The organism is Streptomyces sp. NBC_01214 (genome assembly GCF_026340975.1).
Taxonomy (GTDB): Bacteria; Actinomycetota; Actinomycetes; order Streptomycetales; family Streptomycetaceae; genus Streptomyces.
This window is the reverse complement of record NZ_JAPEOS010000001.1, coordinates 3,617,254-3,632,229: the sequence shown is the minus strand read 5'-3', so window position 1 is coordinate 3,632,229 and position 14,976 is coordinate 3,617,254. Positions and strand designations below refer to the sequence as shown.

Below are 14,976 nucleotides of genomic sequence, written 5' to 3'. Positions count from 1 at the left end.
TCGTTCGGGCCGCATCGACGGCACAGCGTACCTTCGGTGATCTTCATTCCGTCCGCCGGTTCCCTGATCCGGGGGGAAGCCAGGCAAGATGGGGGGTGTGACCCTCATTGATCAGCTCCCGCCGAACGCCGACCCCGACGCCCTCTTCGAGGCTTTCTCCTCGTGGGCGGAGGACCAGGGCATCACCCTGTACCCGGCTCAGGAGGAGGCGCTGATCGAGGTCGTCTCCGGGGCCAACGTGATCCTGTCCACCCCGACCGGCTCCGGCAAGAGCCTGGTCGCCGCCGGCGCGCACTTCACCGCCCTGGCCCAGGACAAGGTCACCTTCTACACCGCCCCGATCAAGGCGCTGGTGTCGGAGAAGTTCTTCGACCTGTGCAAGCTCTTCGGCACGGAGAACGTCGGCATGCTGACCGGCGACGCATCCGTGAACGCGGACGCCCCGGTGATCTGCTGCACCGCCGAGGTCCTGGCCTCGATCGCCCTGCGCGACGGCAAGCACGCCGACATCGGCCAGGTCGTGATGGACGAGTTCCACTTCTATGCCGAGCCGGACCGCGGCTGGGCCTGGCAGATCCCGCTGCTGGAGCTGCCGCAGGCGCAGTTCATCCTGATGTCGGCGACCCTCGGCGACATGAAGCGGTTCGAGGAGGACCTGACCCGGCGCACCGGCCGGCCCACCTCGGTCGTGCGTTCCGCGACCCGGCCCGTCCCGCTCTCGTACGAGTACGTCACCACCCCGATCACCGACACGATCACCGAGCTGCTGGAGACCCGGCAGGCTCCGGTCTACATCGTGCACTTCACCCAGGCCCAGGCGGTCGAGCGGGCGCAGTCGCTCATGAGCATCAACATGTGCACGCGCGAGGAGAAGGACAGGATCGCCGATCTCATCGGCAACTTCCGCTTCACCACCAAGTTCGGCCAGAACCTCTCCCGCTACGTCCGGCACGGCATCGGTGTGCACCACGCCGGCATGCTGCCCAAGTACCGCCGCCTCGTCGAGAAGCTCGCCCAGGCCGGTCTGCTGAAGGTGATCTGCGGTACGGACACCCTCGGCGTCGGCGTCAACGTCCCGATCCGCACGGTGCTGTTCACCGCGCTCACCAAGTACGACGGCAACCGGGTCCGCACGCTGCGCGCCCGGGAGTTCCACCAGATCGCGGGGCGCGCCGGCCGGGCCGGCTTCGACACCGCGGGCTACGTGGTCGCGCAGGCCCCCGAGCACGTCATCGAGAACGAGAAGGCGCTCGCGAAGGCGGGCGACGATCCGAAGAAGCGCCGCAAGGTGGTGCGCAAGAAGGCCCCCGAGGGCTTCGTCGCTTGGTCGGACACCACGTTCGAGAAGCTCATCGCCGCCGACCCGGAGGCGCTCACGTCGCGCTTCAAGGTCACCAACATCATGCTGCTGTCGGTCATCGCCCGGCCCGGCGACGCCTTCCAGGCGATGCGCCACCTGCTGGAGGACAACCACGAGCCCCGCAAGGCGCAGCTGCGGCACATCCGCCGGGCCTTCGCGATCTACCGCTCGCTGCTGGACGGCGGTGTGGTCGAGAAGCTCGACGCCCCGGACGCGGAGGGCCGCACCATCCGGCTCACCGTCGACCTCCAGCAGGACTTCGCGCTCAACCAGCCGCTGTCCACCTTCGCCCTGGCCTCCTTCGACCTGTTGGACCCGGAGTCCCCCTCCTACGCGTTGGACATGGTCTCGGTCGTGGAGTCCACGCTGGACGACCCGCGGCAGATCCTGGCCGCCCAGCAGAACAAGGAACGCGGCATCCAGGTCGGCCAGATGAAGGCCGACGGGATCGAGTACGAGGAGCGGATGGAGCGGCTCCAGGACGTCACCTATCCCAAGCCGCTCGAAGAGCTGCTCTCCCATGCCTACGACGTGTACGCCAAGAGCCACCCGTGGGTGCGCGACCACCCGGTCTCCCCGAAGTCGATCATCCGCGACATGTACGAGCGCGCGATGACCTTCACCGAGTTCACCTCCTTCTACGAGCTGGCCCGTACGGAGGGCATCGTGCTGCGCTACCTGGCGAGCGCGTTCAAGGCGCTGGACCACACCATCCCCGACGACCTCAAGTCGGAGGACCTCCAGGACCTGATCGAATGGCTCGGCGAGCTGGTCCGCCAGGTCGACTCCAGCCTGCTGGACGAGTGGGAGCAGCTGGCGAACCCGGAGGTGGAGACGGCGGAGCAGGCCCAGGAGAAGGCCGACCAGGTCAAGCCGGTCACCGCGAACGCGCGCGCCTTCCGCGTCCTGGTCCGCAACGCCATGTTCCGCCGGGTGGAGCTGGCCGCCCTCGACCACGTCAACGTGCTGGGCGAGCTGGACGCCGAGTCCGGCTGGGACGCGGATGCCTGGGGCGAGGCCCTGGACGGGTACTGGGACGAATACGTCGACCTGGGCACCGGACCCGACGCGCGCGGCCCGAAGCTCTTGCAGATCGAGGAGGACCCGGCGCACGGCCTGTGGCGCGTCCGCCAGACCTTCGCGGACCCCAACGGGGACCATGGCTGGGGCATCAGCGCCGAGGTCGACCTGGCCGCCTCCGACGAGGAGGGCCGGGCCGTCATCCGGGTCACCTCGGTCGGCGAACTCGGAGCGCTCTGACCGTCCGCCACATCCCGCCGCACCCGCCCGACCCGCCGGACCCGCCGGACCCGACAGTGGAGATCCTCTGATGACGAACCCCGCCGAGAGACTGGTCGATCTGCTCGATCTGGAGCAGATCGAGGTCAACATCTTCCGCGGCGCCAGCCCGCAGGAGTCCCTCCAGCGGGTCTTCGGCGGGCAGGTCGCCGGCCAGGCGCTGGTGGCTGCGGGGCGCACCGTGGAGAGCGACCGCCCGGTCCACTCGCTGCACGCGTACTTCCTGCGCCCCGGCATCCCCGGGGTGCCGATCGTGTACCAGGTGGAGCGGGTGCGCGACGGGCGGTCCTTCACCACGCGCCGGGTCACCGCGGTCCAGCAGGGCAAGACGATCTTCAATCTCACCGCCTCCTTCCATCATCCGGAGGAGGGCAGCATCGAGCACCAGCTGCCTCCTCACCACGTCCCCCACCCGGACACGCTCCCCAAGGTCGCGGACGAGATCCGCGAGCACCTCGGGGCGCTTCCGGAGGCACTGGAGCGGATGGCCCGCCGCCAGCCCTTCGACATCCGGTACGTCAACCGGCTGCGCTGGACTCCCGAGGAGCTCAAGGGATCCGATCCGCGCAGCGCGGTGTGGATGCGTGCGGTCGGCCCGCTGGGCGACGACCCCCTCATCCATACCTGCGCCCTCACCTACGCAAGTGACATGACCCTCCTCGACGCCGTGCGCATCCCGGTGGAACCCCTGTGGGGCATGCGCGGTTTCGACATGGCCTCGCTGGACCACGCCATGTGGTTCCACCGGCCCTTCCGGGCGGACGAGTGGTTCCTGTACGACCAGGAGTCGCCCATCGCGCACGGCGGCCGGGGCCTGGCCCGGGGCCGCATCTACGACGTGGAGGGCAGACTGCTGGTGTCCGTCGTCCAGGAGGGTCTCTTCCGCCCGTACCCCGCCAAGCCGTCCGAGTCCGCCCCGGAGAACTGAGCACACCCATGTCCACCCCTGCCGTCCCCTGCCCCTGCGGGCTGCCCGCCGCCTACCCGGAGTGCTGCGGCCCCTTCCACTCCGGTGCTCGCTCGGCGCCCACCGCCGAGCGGCTGATGCGCTCCCGGTTCAGCGCCTTCGCCGTCGGCGACACCGCCTACCTGCTGCGCTCCTGGCACCCCGCCACCCGTCCGGACCGCCTCGACCTGGATCCCGAACAGCGTTGGGAGCGACTGGAGATCCTGGCCACCGAGCGCGGCGGGATGTTCGAGACGGAGGGCTCGGTGGAGTTCCGCGCCCACTACCGCGAGGGCCGGCACACCGGCTCGCTGCACGAGCACAGCAGCTTCTCCCGCGAGGCCGGGGCCTGGGTCTACGTCGGCCCCCTCTCCCCCGTCGACTTCGACTGACCCCGCGCCCCCTCCAGGGCGAAGTCCAGGCTGGTGCGGTACCAGTGGATCTCGTCCGGCGGGCCGGCCTTCAGTAGCCCGCTCGCCACCGCGGCCGCCGCCGGAGCCTGCGGGTGACCGTACGGCGGGGGCGGGCCGAGGGCGGCCAGGACGATCCGCTCCGCCGGGTCGGGAACGGCCGCCAGCAACTCGTCCTCGGGCAGCACGGAAGCCAGTACGGCGGCGCGCTCCCACGGGTCGGCGGTTCGTCTCAGCAGCAGCCCGACATGCCGCCCGCGCCACGTGCGCGGGCGCAGATCCGCCTTGGCCGCCATCAGTTCCCGGTCCGCCGGGGGCGCGGTCCCGCGCAGCATTCCCGGATCTCGCGCGGCGAAGCTCCGTAGCTCCGCGGTCAGGTAGAGCCACACCACGGCGCGGTACCGGTTGATCCGGTAGCCGACCGGGATCACGTGCCCGCAACGCGCGAGCCGCGTGAAGCGGCTCGGACCGACCCCCACCACCTCGGCCGCGGCCTCCGCCCCGGCCACCGTCTCGACCCGCTCGCGCAGCGCGCCCGGCGGGCCCGTCACCGACCTGACCCGGTCCAGCTCGGCCCGTGCGTAGCGCGCGGCCCCGGCGAGCGTGCGCGGCCCGGCCCGCACGATCCCCAACTGGACGGCCCTGGCGAACTCGCTCCGGCTCAGCCCCAGTTCACCTGCGGCCTGCGCGCCGCCCACCCACACGTCCCCGGCGCCGCCGACCCCAGCACCGTCGGCCGCAGCGCCGTCGGCCACAGCGTCCCGAAGTGCGGTCCCCATCTGCTTCATTACGGTCCTCCCCCACGAGCAGTGATTACTCTGTGTGAAGACCGTAACTCGGTGCAATGACACCCCGCGAGCCCTGTGGATAACGTCCCGAGCGGCGCCGAAATCGGCCCGGCTCAGCCGCCGGTGATGCGCCGCTCCGCAACTCCCAGGTGCTCCCCCACCCTGTTGACCAGCAGCGTCATCTCGTACGCGACCTGACCGATGTCGGACTCGGCGGCGCTCAACACGCACAGGCTGCTGCCCGCGCCCGCCGCCATGACGAAGAGCGCTCCCTCGTCGTACTCGACCATCGTCTGCCGCACTTCACCGGCCCGGAAGTGGCGTCCGGACCCCTTGGCAAGGCTCTGCAATCCGGCCGCGACAGCCGCCAGGTGTTCCGCGTCCTCCCGCGCCAGCCCCGCGCTCGCCCCCGTGACCAGGCCGTCGTTGGACAGCACCACCGCGTGCCGCACCTGCTGGACCCTGCGCGTCAGGTCGTCCAACAGCCAGTCCAGTTGCTTGTCCAGTGCCATTCCCAGCCCCTCCCCGTTGACGTCGGCCACATGGCCGCGCCCCACCCCGCGTACTTGTGCCGCAAGCCTTCCCCACCAGCGCCTTTCGGGCAAGGAGGATGTCCCCATGGCGAAGAAGATGACTCAAGAGGAATGGAGGGCGTTCGTCTCGCACTCCACCCGCACCGGAAAGCTCTCCACCGTGCGCGAGGACGGAAGTCCGCACATCGCTCCCATCTGGTTCGTGCTCGACGGCGATTCCTTCGTCTTCAACACCGGAAAGGACACCGTCAAGGGGCGCAACCTCGCCCGCGACGGCCGGGTCGCGCTCTGCGTGGACGACGACCGGCCGCCCTTCTCCTTCGTCGTCCTCCAGGGCCGCGCCGAGATCACCGGGTACACCGACGGCCCCGACGAACTGCTCGCCTGGGCCACCCGGATCGGCGCCCGCTACATGGGCGAGGAACAGGCAGGATCCTTCGGGCGCCGCAATGCCGTCCCGACCGAACTCCTCGTCAGGGTTCCGATCGACAAGGTGATCGCGCTCGCCGGTGTCGCCGAATGACCGGCCCCTGACCTCGGATCGCAACCCCGGCTCCCGAGCCCGGGATCCCGAGGCCCGACCTCCGTTGCCTGACTCCCCGTCCCGCCGCCCCGGCCGGTTCACACGGAATCGGCCTGCGACCCCACCGAGTCCAACAGCCGGGCGGTGTGCACCCGCCCGGCGTACTCGACCAGCCTGATCAGCACTTCCTTCCCCGAGTCCCGGTCCCGCGCGTCGCACAGCACCACTGGCGTCCCCTGCTCCAGGTCCAGGGCCCGCGCGACGTCGTGCGCCCCGTACCGCCGGGCGTCCGTGAAGCAGTTGACGGCCACCACGAACGGAATGCGCCGGTGCTCGAAGTAGTCCACCGCCGGGAAGCAGTCCTCCAGCCGTCGCGTGTCGGCCAGCACCACCGCGCCCAGCGCGCCCAGCGACAGTTCGTCCCACAGGAACCAGAACCGGTCCTGCCCCGGCGTGCCGAACAGGTACAGGGACAGCCCGGAGCGGATGGTGATCCGCCCGAAGTCCATGGCCACCGTCGTGGTCGTCTTCTGGTCCACGCCGCCCGTGTCGTCGACCAGTTCGCCCGCCTCGCTCAGCGCTTCCTCCGTCCGCAGCGGCCGGATCTCGCTGACCGCGCCGACCAGCGTGGTCTTGCCCACTCCGAACCCGCCCGCCACCAGGATCTTCAGGGCGAGTGCGGCCAGTTCGGGGTCTTCCCCCGGACCGGGGTCCGCGCCCTCGTCCTGGACCGGGGCCGGTCCGCCAGCTCGATCGTCGTACTGTCCCATCAAAGCGCTCGCAATCCCTCGATGACTTCACGCAGAATCCGCTCGTCCGGCAGCTGTGCGGGCGGTACGGGCCGGCTGACCTTGACGTGCCCGCCCTCCAGCAGGTCCCCGAGGAGCACCCGCACCACTCCCACGGGCAGGTCCGCGTCGGCGGCGAGTTCGGCCACCGACTGGGTCTCGGACCGGCAGAGTCCGAGCAGTGCCCGGTGTTCGGGGCCCAGCAGGGACTCGGCCGCCTCGTCCGTGCCCGCCGGGTCGACCACGACCAGCGCGATCAGGTCGAAGCGGACCCCGTGGGGTCCCGGCTTCGTGCGCCCGCCGGTCACGGCGTACGGACGGACGAGCGGGCCCGCGTCGGCGTCGTACCACTGGCCGTTCATGTGCCGGACCGCCGCCCTCAGCCGGCGGCCGGCGGGCGCGCCGCGAACCGGGGCGGGGTGTAGAGGTGCTCGCCCACCCGCTTCACCAACCGGGCCATCTCGTAGGCGATCAGGCCGATATCGGCATGGGCGGCACTGAGGACGGCCAGGCAGGAACCGTCGCCGGCGGCCGCTACGAAGAGGAAGCCCTCGTCCATCTCGACCATCGTCTGGCGCACTCCCCCGGCGTGGAAGTGCCGGCCCGCGCCCTTGGCCAGGCTGTGGAAGCCGGAGGCCACCGCGGCCAGGTGCTCGGCGTCCTCCCGGCTGAGCGCGCTGGAGGCGCCGACCGCCAGGCCGTCGTTGGAGAGGACCACGGCGTGCCGGACCTCGCGCACCCGGAGCACCAGGTCGTCGAGCAACCAGTCCAGTTCGCCGGATCTGCGGCCGCCGTCGAGGTCGATCCTTTGGTGTTCGATCATCACACTTCTCCTTCGCTGCCTTCGTGAGGGGAGTTCTCCTGGGCGCCGCGGACCCAGCCGGCCCGGTAGGCCGCCATCCGGTCCCGGGCCTGCTCCGGGCTGCGGCCCGACGGCTCCTCGGGCAGACGTGATGCGGCCGGGGCCTTCGGGGCGGGGGCCTCCCGAAGCTGCGGGACGAGACTGGCCTGGCGCACCCGGCGCGGCAGCTCCGTCACCGAGGCCGCGGGCGCTGCGGCCGCCTGGGTACGGGCGTCCGCCCCGCCGAGGGCGCGCGGCCGGAGCGAGGCCACCGGGGCCGGGCGCGGCTCCTCGCGCACGGGGTTCGGGGCCGGAGCCGGGGCCGGGGCCGGAGCCCCGGACTGCGCGTCCTCCCGTACGACGGTCATGGCGGGTGGCCGTTCGGCCCCCGCGACCGCCTTCGGTGCCGGAGCGGCAGTCGACGGCTCCGGGCGGGGCGCAGGGCCGGATTCCGGGGCCTTGCCGTCGGCGGAGGCGGAGGCGGAGGCGGAGGCCGAGGCGGAGGCCGAGGCGGAGGCGGGGGCTCCGGCCGTGATCGCGCCCTGGAGCATGGAGTTCGGCAGGAGCACCACCGCCGTGGTACCGCCGTAGGGCGACGTGCGCAGGTGCACCTTCACTCCGTGGCGGGCCGCGAGGCGACTGACCACGAAGAGCCCGAGCCGGTCGCTGTCGAAGAGGTCGAGGGACTCGGACTGCTCGATGCGGCGGTTGGCGTCGCCGAGGGATTCGGGGCCCATGCCGAGTCCGCGGTCCTCGACCTCCAGGACGTAGCCGGTGCCGACGGGCTCGCCGCTGACCCGGACCTTGGTGTGCGGCGGGGAGAACTGGGCGGCGTTCTCGATGAGTTCGGCGAGCAGGTGGGTGAGGTCGGCGACGGCGCCCCCGACCACGGCGGCTTCCGCGAGCTGCCGGACCTCGATCCGCGGGTAGTCCTCGATCTCGGAGACGGCGGCCCGCACGACGTTCGTGAGGGGGACGGGCATCCGCCAGGCCCGGCCCGGGGCGGCACCCGAGAGGATGATCAGGCTTTCCGCGTGCCGGCGCATCCGGGTGGTCAGGTGGTCGAGGCGGAAGAGGTCACCGAGCTCGTTCGGGTCGTCGGCGCGCCGCTCCATCGAGTCGAGCAGGGTGAGCTGCCGGTGTACGAGGACCTGGCTGCGGCGGGCGAGGTTGACGAAGACGCCGGAGATCCCGTCGGCGAGTTCCGCCCGTTCGACGGCGGCGCTGAGCGCGGCCCGGTGGACGGTGCCGAGGGCCTCGCCGACCTGGGTGATCTCGTCCTCGGCCGGCGGCCCGGGCGGGGTCTCGGCGGCGACGTCGATCTCCTGGCCGGCGCGCAGCCGTTCCATCGCATGCGGGAGTTTGCGGTGGGCGATCTCCAGGGCGGTGTTGCGCAGCGAGACGAGTTCGACGACCAGCACCCGGCCGATCCGGACCGAGATGACGAGGGAGGCGGCGACGGCCGCCAGGCCCAGCAGCACGGCGGCCCCGGCCGGGGTCAGCGCCCCTTCGGTGAACGGGTCGGCCCGGTCGGCGGCCGCGGCCCGTGCGGCCGCCTCGACCTCCCTCATCGAGGAGGCGATGGCGTTGTGGGCGGCCTCCCATCCGGCGGGCACTCCGCGGCTCTCCTTGGAGGTGCCCGCGGCCAGCGCCCGGTCCTCGGCGCCGGTGAGGTCGGCGTAGGCGGCGCTCTTGGCGGCGGACTCCCAGACGGCCTGCTGGTCGGCGGGGAGGTCGCGGGCGGCGGCGTCCGTGAGCGCGCGGCGGGACTCGACGGCGCCGGTCAGCTGCCGAAGCGTTTCGGCCGTGCGCGGGCCGGGGGCGGCGAGCAGCGCGTCCTCCCGGGACAGCAGTTCCGCGGCGCGCGAGAACTCGAGCAGGACCCGGGCGTCGGGGCCGAGTTCGGCCTTCTCCCCGCCGGTCAGGGCGCCGCCGACGGCGAAGGCGGAGTCGACCACGCGGGTGTAGATGGTGTAGGCCGCCTCGGGGGTGGCCCGGCGGTCGGTGATGTCCTTGCGCGACGCACCCAGGCCTTCGGCCGCGGCGACGAACGCCTCCAGCCGGACCACGACGTCGGATCGGTAGGCGCCGGAGTCGGCGACCGTGTGCTGGTCACCGAGCCGCAGCCGCTGTACGGCGGCGTCGGTCCGGCGGGCCTGCTGGTCCAGGGCGCCCTGGTCGGAGGCGGGGTCCGCGAGCAGACGGACGGCGGCGCGCCGTTCGGCCTGGAGTTCGGTGACGGCCGCGACGACGGGCGTGCGTACCTCGGTGTCGACCTGGTGGACGCGGCTGAGCCGGGCCACGTCCTGGGCGGTGTTGACGGTGGCGAAGGCCCAGAGGGCGAGGAGCGAGACGACCGGGACCATCAGCAGCGAGACGATCTTCGCGCGGACGGTGGCCGGGCGCAGCCGCAACCGCGGCCGGGATCCGCTCGCGCGCGCGGCGGGCGGGTCGGGCCGGTGGCCCCGGAGCTCTACCGGTTCCTCGGCCGGCGGCCCGGCGTGGGCCCGGCGGCCGCGTGCCGGGGGCGCGGGCATCCGCGGCGCCGCTGCTTCCGGTCTTCTGCGGGGTGTTCGCATGGGTTCCTCGTTCCGGGCGGTGCCTACGGGTGCGGTGTGGCGGGTGTGGGGCGAAGGGGCGGGGCGGGTGATGCTGAGAGGAGGGGTGGTGCAGCAGCGGGTGATGGCCGGTACGCGGCGGTGCGGTGCCGCCGGGTCGGCCCGTTCCACGGGCCTGCGGTGCGCGGTCAGTGGGCGGCTGCGGTGCGCTCCCCCAGGTGCTGCGCCGAGGCGGAGGCGGCGCGTTCGTCGACCGTCGGGGAGAGCGCGATGAAGGCGGCGGTGATGAACAGGTAGGAGCCCAGCCCGACGGCGAGCGGGAAGATGAACTGCATGGCCGTGGCGCCGGGCAGGGCCGCGTCCGAGGGGCTGACCCTGACGGCGACGGCCATCATCCCCGTGTAGTGCATGCTGCTGACGGCGGCGCCCATGACGAGGGAGGCGACGGCGACCGCCACGGGTGCCTTGATGTTGAGCGCGGCCCACAGGGCGGCGGTCGCCGCGATCACGGCGATGGCGACGGAGAGTCCGACGGCGAGCGGGTCGTAGGAGACGTCGCCGTGCAGACGCAGGGCCGCCATGCCCAGGTAGTGCATGCTGGCGACGCCGAGTCCGGTGGTCAGGCCGCCCAGTACGAGGGACCGGCCGCGCTCCTTGCCGTACCCGACGGCGAAGACTCCGGCGCCGACGACCAGCACGGCGACGAGCAGGCTGAGGATCGTGAGGGGCACGTCGTAGTGGATCTCGGTTCCCGTGACCTCGAAGCCGAGCATCGCGACGAAGTGCATGGTCCAGATGCCGGTGCCGATGGCGGAGGCCGCGGTGAGGAGCCAGTTGCGGCGGGAGGCCCCGGTCGTGGCGAGGGCCCGGACGGTGCAGCGCAGCCCGAGGGCGGCGCCGATCGATGCCATCACGTATGACAGCGCGGGTGTCAGCCAGCCGTAGGCGGCGTGGTCCAGATGTCCCAGGTGTCCCATGGCCACGGGACGCTAGTCCGGGTGAGGGCGCGAACAGGGGGCGCATTTCGAAAGCAGCTGGAACTGCTGGAATATGACAGAGCTACGTTCATCTTCGATCACACCACGTGCCAGCTTGCGCACGGTCCGCAGGCGCGCGGGCACGCGGGCGACTGCCCGTGGGGGATCATGGGCGCATGAGCGAAGACCACACACACGTGCAGGAGTTCTTCGGGGCGCGTGCGGCCGACTGGGACCGCAAGTTTCCCGGGGACGGGCCCGCGTTCACCACCGCCGTGACCGAGTTCGGACTGCGGCCCGGGGACCGCGTGCTCGACGCGGGCTGCGGCACCGGGCGGGCCATGACCGCTCTGCGGTCCGCCGTCGGACCGTCCGGGACCGTGCTCGGGGTGGACCTCACCCCGCAGATGCTGGCCGCCGCGCGGCGGGCGGGGCGGGACGCCGAGGGCGCCCTGCTGCTCGCCGACGTGGCCCGGCTGCCGCTGCGCGACGAGGTGCTCGACGCGGTGTTCGCCGCCGGACTCATCGCCCACCTGCCCGACCCGGCGGCGAACCTGCGCGAGCTAGCCCGGGTGGTCCGCCCCGGTGGCGGGCTCGCGCTCTTCCACCCGATCGGGCGAGCGGCCCTCGCCGCACGTCACGGTCGCGAGCTGACACCGCAGGACATGCGGGCCGAGCACAACCTCGGCCCGCTGCTGACCGGTTCGGGCTGGAACATGGTCTCGTACGTCGATGACGACGACCGTTTCCTGGCGCTGGCCGTACGTCGCCCCTGAAGACGTTCGTACGTCGGCCACGCGCCCGGGGTCCGCGGAGGTGCCCGGGATCAGGCCGGAGGCTGGGCCTCGGCTCCGGCGGGCCGGCGGGGGTGCGGAACGGGGCAGCCGCCCGAGCCGGGCACGGGGAAGGTGCCGAGCTCACCCACGTCGTAGCCGTCCGGATAGCCCTTGATCTCCGGGTTCTGGCGGGCGTAGTGGGGGGCTCGACGCGGGGGCAGGAGCCGTACCGCGCGGCCGCGCAGCCACAGGGCGCCCTGGACGAGGCGCCGGACCGGGGCGCGGGGGGTCTCGTACCGGAAGGCGTCCAGCAGTGACTCGTCGAGGAGGGCGAGGCTCGCGCGCCGCACGGCGGGGGCGACAGGCGCCGGGTACCAGGAGGCCATGAGGTCGAGGGTGGAGTCGGCGACCTTGCGGGCTCCTTCGTCCCAGCCGAAATGTGCCTGTTCGTAGGCGTTGAGGGTGGTTTCGAACTCCTCGTAGGAGCTCGGGACGTCCGTGATGCCCAGGTGGCGGCCGAGGGTGGCGTAGTAGTTCGCGCAGGCCCGGCGCTCGTGGTGGGTCAGCGGACGCCAGCCGTAGGCGTCCAGCCAGCGTGCCGGAATCACCACGAAGGTGCACAGGACGTACCGCATGTCCTCGTTCGAGATGTCGTAGCTGCGGTGCATCTGGTTGACACGGCGGATGGCGGTGCGCGCGGTGTCGCTCTCGAAACCGTGCTCGACGACCGCGTCCAGGAGCAGTGCGGTGTCGTCGTAGCGCTTTTGGGTCCGGTCGGTGAACTCGGCCGTCTCGGCCAGCAGGCCGCCGATGCTCGGGACGGCATAGGTCCGGAACAGGGCGAGTTCCAGGGCGCGGCTGAAGTCCCAGGGGAACTCGTAGGTGGCGGTGAGCCGGTAGATGGCGAGAAAATCCTTGTCGGGATCAAGACGGAGGATCTCCCTCAGCCGATCGTAACGCTGCACCAGGTGTCCCTTTCTGTGGCGGGTCCCCAACTCTACGTGCAGGTAGCAGCCTTGGAAATCGTATCCCGCAAGCTCTCGACGGGCGGGTTACCCGCTGGTTAAGGTGCGCCGACGAGAGAGCTACCAGGAGGCCAGGTGTCCGACGACGAGGGTGGCGGCTCGCTGTACGTGCTGACCGCTGTGCTGCTGACCCCCGCACAGTTCCCCAGCATCCTGGGCGACGACTTCCCCGAAGCCTGCTCCCTGCTGGGCGTGGCGCCGAACGGGGAGGGCTACGGGCTGGTGCTCGGCCAGGACGAGGAGGGCGCGCGCTGGACGGTCGTCGTGGACGACGTCTCGCTCGTCGCGACGGCCATCGCCTCCTGGGACTGCGGGATGGAGTACGACCTGTCCCCCGACGAGCGGACGATCGTGGTCTCGCTGGCGGGCTGGCCACTGGAGCTGTCGGTGGCCGCGTCGGGAATCCCGGAGCCCCACGATCCCGAGCAAGGAGCGGACGGTACGGGGCGGGTCCCGCTCGCCCCGCCCTCGGCGGACGCATGGGGTCCGGTGCAGCGACGGATGGGCGCGGACCAGATCGCGCGGGAGTGGGCGGACTGGCGGGAGCGCGTGGCCACGGACGGCGGGGCGGCTGCCGCCGCACACCCCGGGCTCGCACGGGCACTGGAGGAGGCCGTGGCGTACACGAAGACCCCGCCACCGCCCGGCCGGGTGCGGTCCTCGTTCGCCGGCGAGGGGGCCCGGACGCTGCGGGTGGACGGGCCCGGCTGGTCGCTCGTGGCGCGTACCGGCGAGGCGGCCTTCGTCCTGCTGGACGAGGAGCCGAGCGAGGTGCTCACGGTCCCCCACGAGGGAGACGCGGACCAGCTGGACCTGCCGGACCTGCTGACGGCACTGGACCGCATCGCGGTCCGCCCGTCGTGAACACGAGCCGCAGCGGGCAACAGCGGTGACGGCAGCCGCAGCCGCAGCCGCAGCCCGATGGTGGCCCCATACCGGGCGGTCCGTCGGCGGCCGGCCTCAGGGCGAGGACCGTCACAGCTCGTCACAACCGAAAAGAATCGGCCACCGAGACTGAAAATCGCTCTGGATCCCCTTCCTCCGGAATGATCGAATCGGCCAGTCAAGCGGCTCAAAGGCGCGTACCCCGCACCTGCGGCCCATTCCACGACGGAGGCCATTCTTGAATTCCATGTCCTACCTGGACCTGCACCGGGAAGTCTCGCAGGACATCGACGCGGAGATCGACACCGCGCTGGAGCGGCTCGGCCCACTGGCGAGCACGACCAGGAACTCAGTGGCCAAGCTCTTGGAGCACCGCAAACTGAGACATCCCCTCTCGGTGCTGCCGCTCCTCACGCACGCCATAGAGACCGGCAATCCGAAGCCGGCCATTCCGCTGTCCGCCGTCCACCTGCTGTGGTGGACCTCGGCCTGCTATCTCGACGACCTGGCGGACGCCAACGGCGCCTCCATCTCCGGCGAGCTCACCGAGAACGAAGCGCTGCTCGCATCCGTCATCACGGGGAACTCGCTCCCCATCCAGATCCTCCTCTCGCAGGACCTCCCGGAATCGTCGCGCAGCGCGCTGATAACCGAGATCCTGAACGGCTGGATCATCGGCGTCGACGGACAGATCGACGACATGCGCGGGGACGTCTGCACCGCCTCGCGGAAATCGGTGGTCGAGACGTACCGCGGCAAGTCCGGTGCGCCGTTCGGAATGATCACCGCAATGGCCGCGATATTCTCCGGAACAACGGCCGAGAAGGTGGAGCTGTGGCGTGAATTCGGCTACGTCTTCGGCATCCTTTGGCAAATATTCAACGACCAGGAAGACATCCTGTCCGGCCGCAACGAGGACCTGCTCAACGGTACGGTCACCTATCTCCTCGCCTCCGTCATCGAGGACGCCTCGCCCGATTCCCGGGAGCACGTCCTGGGCCTGTGCGCCACCGCCGGGCGCTCGCATCACGCCCGAGCTGAACTGGAGGCACTGCTGCGAACGCCCACCGCTCTCGACCGGTACCGGGCGGAGATCGACGCGTTCCGCGCCGAGGGGTACCGAATCCTGGACGAACTGGGCGGCGACGAGACCTACTTGCCGGTACTCCGACACCTCGTGGACCACGCGTCCCAGATGCTGCTCGAAGCGGAGCTCGCCCCGGCCGTCGTGAGCGGCGCCGCCTGACCCGGCCGCCGCCCGGGCGGG

General features: G+C 71.6%; 15 protein-coding genes. 7 read left to right on the top strand and 8 right to left on the bottom strand.

What is annotated here, in order from left to right:
- The first annotated feature begins 97 nt into the window (after window positions 1-97).
- The 3 genes from OG594_RS17055 (at window position 98) to OG594_RS17045 (ending at window position 3,997) form a co-directional block, all read left to right on the top strand.
- On the top strand, window positions 98-2,620 hold the full coding sequence (locus OG594_RS17055; protein ID WP_266599712.1) for an RNA helicase: 2,523 nt from the start codon (window positions 98-100) through the stop codon (window positions 2,618-2,620).
- Window positions 2,621-2,690: 70 nt separating this feature from the next.
- Window positions 2,691-3,587, top strand: coding sequence for an acyl-CoA thioesterase II (locus tag OG594_RS17050; RefSeq protein ID WP_266599710.1), 897 nt, complete (start codon window positions 2,691-2,693; stop codon window positions 3,585-3,587).
- A gap of 8 nt (window positions 3,588-3,595) precedes the next feature.
- Window positions 3,596-3,997, top strand: a complete 402-nt coding sequence (locus OG594_RS17045; RefSeq protein WP_266599708.1) for a YchJ family protein — start codon at window positions 3,596-3,598, stop codon at window positions 3,995-3,997.
- Here the strand turns inward: OG594_RS17045 and OG594_RS17040 are convergent.
- Both OG594_RS17040 and OG594_RS17035 read right to left on the bottom strand, forming a co-directional pair.
- Window positions 3,961-4,803 carry a DUF6397 family protein gene (locus OG594_RS17040; RefSeq protein ID WP_266599706.1) on the bottom strand — a complete coding sequence of 281 codons (843 nt, stop codon included), beginning with the start codon at window positions 4,801-4,803 and terminating at the stop codon, window positions 3,961-3,963. The genes OG594_RS17045 and OG594_RS17040 overlap by 37 nt on opposite strands.
- Window positions 4,804-4,916: 113 nt before the next feature.
- Window positions 4,917-5,315: a roadblock/LC7 domain-containing protein gene (locus OG594_RS17035; protein ID WP_189734290.1), complete on the bottom strand. Its 399-nt coding sequence runs from the start codon at window positions 5,313-5,315 to the stop codon at window positions 4,917-4,919.
- Between the two features lie 106 nt (window positions 5,316-5,421).
- On the opposite strand from OG594_RS17035, the gene OG594_RS17030 reads away from it, so the two are divergent.
- Entirely contained in the window at window positions 5,422-5,859 is a 438-nt protein-coding gene (locus tag OG594_RS17030) for a PPOX class F420-dependent oxidoreductase (RefSeq protein ID WP_266599703.1), read from the top strand.
- Between the two features lie 98 nt (window positions 5,860-5,957).
- Here OG594_RS17030 and OG594_RS17025 read toward each other — a convergent pair whose 3' ends face one another.
- The 5 genes from OG594_RS17025 to OG594_RS17005 form a co-directional block, all read right to left on the bottom strand.
- Window positions 5,958-6,629, bottom strand: a complete 672-nt coding sequence (locus OG594_RS17025) for an ATP/GTP-binding protein (protein WP_323185232.1) — start codon at window positions 6,627-6,629, stop codon at window positions 5,958-5,960.
- Entirely contained in the window at window positions 6,629-7,009 is a 381-nt protein-coding gene (locus tag OG594_RS17020; RefSeq protein ID WP_030009157.1) for a DUF742 domain-containing protein, read from the bottom strand. Before OG594_RS17020 ends, OG594_RS17025 begins: the two co-directional genes overlap by 1 nt.
- 17 nt (window positions 7,010-7,026) lie before the next feature.
- Window positions 7,027-7,470, bottom strand: a complete 444-nt coding sequence (locus tag OG594_RS17015) for a roadblock/LC7 domain-containing protein (RefSeq protein WP_266599701.1) — start codon at window positions 7,468-7,470, stop codon at window positions 7,027-7,029.
- The gene (locus OG594_RS17010) at window positions 7,470-10,067 is read right to left on the bottom strand and encodes a nitrate- and nitrite sensing domain-containing protein (protein WP_266599699.1); all 2,598 of its coding nucleotides are present in this window, start codon (window positions 10,065-10,067) and stop codon (window positions 7,470-7,472) included. The genes OG594_RS17015 and OG594_RS17010 overlap by 1 nt, the downstream gene beginning before the upstream one ends.
- Window positions 10,068-10,234: 167 nt before the next feature.
- Window positions 10,235-11,014, bottom strand: a complete 780-nt coding sequence (locus tag OG594_RS17005; protein WP_266602979.1) for an MHYT domain-containing protein — start codon at window positions 11,012-11,014, stop codon at window positions 10,235-10,237.
- Window positions 11,015-11,199: 185 nt separating this feature from the next.
- Here OG594_RS17005 and OG594_RS17000 point away from each other — a divergent pair, with 185 nt between their 5' ends.
- Window positions 11,200-11,799 carry a class I SAM-dependent methyltransferase gene (locus OG594_RS17000; protein WP_266599697.1) on the top strand — a complete coding sequence of 200 codons (600 nt, stop codon included), beginning with the start codon at window positions 11,200-11,202 and terminating at the stop codon, window positions 11,797-11,799.
- A gap of 50 nt (window positions 11,800-11,849) precedes the next feature.
- On the opposite strand, the gene OG594_RS16995 is transcribed toward OG594_RS17000, so the two are convergent.
- Window positions 11,850-12,767 (bottom strand): oxygenase MpaB family protein, encoded by a 918-nt coding sequence (locus OG594_RS16995; RefSeq protein WP_266602977.1) that lies wholly within the window; start codon window positions 12,765-12,767, stop codon window positions 11,850-11,852.
- Between the two features lie 132 nt (window positions 12,768-12,899).
- On the opposite strand from OG594_RS16995, the gene OG594_RS16990 reads away from it, so the two are divergent.
- Together OG594_RS16990 and OG594_RS16985 are read left to right on the top strand one after the other, a co-directional pair.
- Window positions 12,900-13,688 carry a hypothetical protein gene (locus OG594_RS16990; protein ID WP_266599695.1) on the top strand — a complete coding sequence of 263 codons (789 nt, stop codon included), beginning with the start codon at window positions 12,900-12,902 and terminating at the stop codon, window positions 13,686-13,688.
- Between the two features lie 268 nt (window positions 13,689-13,956).
- Window positions 13,957-14,955, top strand: a complete 999-nt coding sequence (locus tag OG594_RS16985; RefSeq protein WP_266602975.1) for a polyprenyl synthetase family protein — start codon at window positions 13,957-13,959, stop codon at window positions 14,953-14,955.
- Window positions 14,956-14,976: the final 21 nt, after the last annotated feature.

Coding starts and splice junctions, on each gene's coding strand:
- OG594_RS17030 (WP_266599703.1), top strand. CDS start 5,422: ATGGCGAAGAAGATGACTCAAGAGGAATGGAGGGCGTTCGTCTCGCAC.
- OG594_RS17035 (WP_189734290.1), bottom strand. CDS start 5,315: ATGGCACTGGACAAGCAACTGGACTGGCTGTTGGACGACCTGACGCGC.
- OG594_RS17015 (WP_266599701.1), bottom strand. CDS start 7,470: ATGATCGAACACCAAAGGATCGACCTCGACGGCGGCCGCAGATCCGGC.
- OG594_RS17000 (WP_266599697.1), top strand. CDS start 11,200: ATGAGCGAAGACCACACACACGTGCAGGAGTTCTTCGGGGCGCGTGCG.
- OG594_RS17040 (WP_266599706.1), bottom strand. CDS start 4,803: ATGAAGCAGATGGGGACCGCACTTCGGGACGCTGTGGCCGACGGCGCT.
- OG594_RS17025 (WP_323185232.1), bottom strand. CDS start 6,629: ATGGGACAGTACGACGATCGAGCTGGCGGACCGGCCCCGGTCCAGGAC.
- OG594_RS17020 (WP_030009157.1), bottom strand. CDS start 7,009: ATGAACGGCCAGTGGTACGACGCCGACGCGGGCCCGCTCGTCCGTCCG.
- OG594_RS17045 (WP_266599708.1), top strand. CDS start 3,596: ATGTCCACCCCTGCCGTCCCCTGCCCCTGCGGGCTGCCCGCCGCCTAC.
- OG594_RS17010 (WP_266599699.1), bottom strand. CDS start 10,067: ATGCGAACACCCCGCAGAAGACCGGAAGCAGCGGCGCCGCGGATGCCC.
- OG594_RS16985 (WP_266602975.1), top strand. CDS start 13,957: ATGTCCTACCTGGACCTGCACCGGGAAGTCTCGCAGGACATCGACGCG.
- OG594_RS17050 (WP_266599710.1), top strand. CDS start 2,691: ATGACGAACCCCGCCGAGAGACTGGTCGATCTGCTCGATCTGGAGCAG.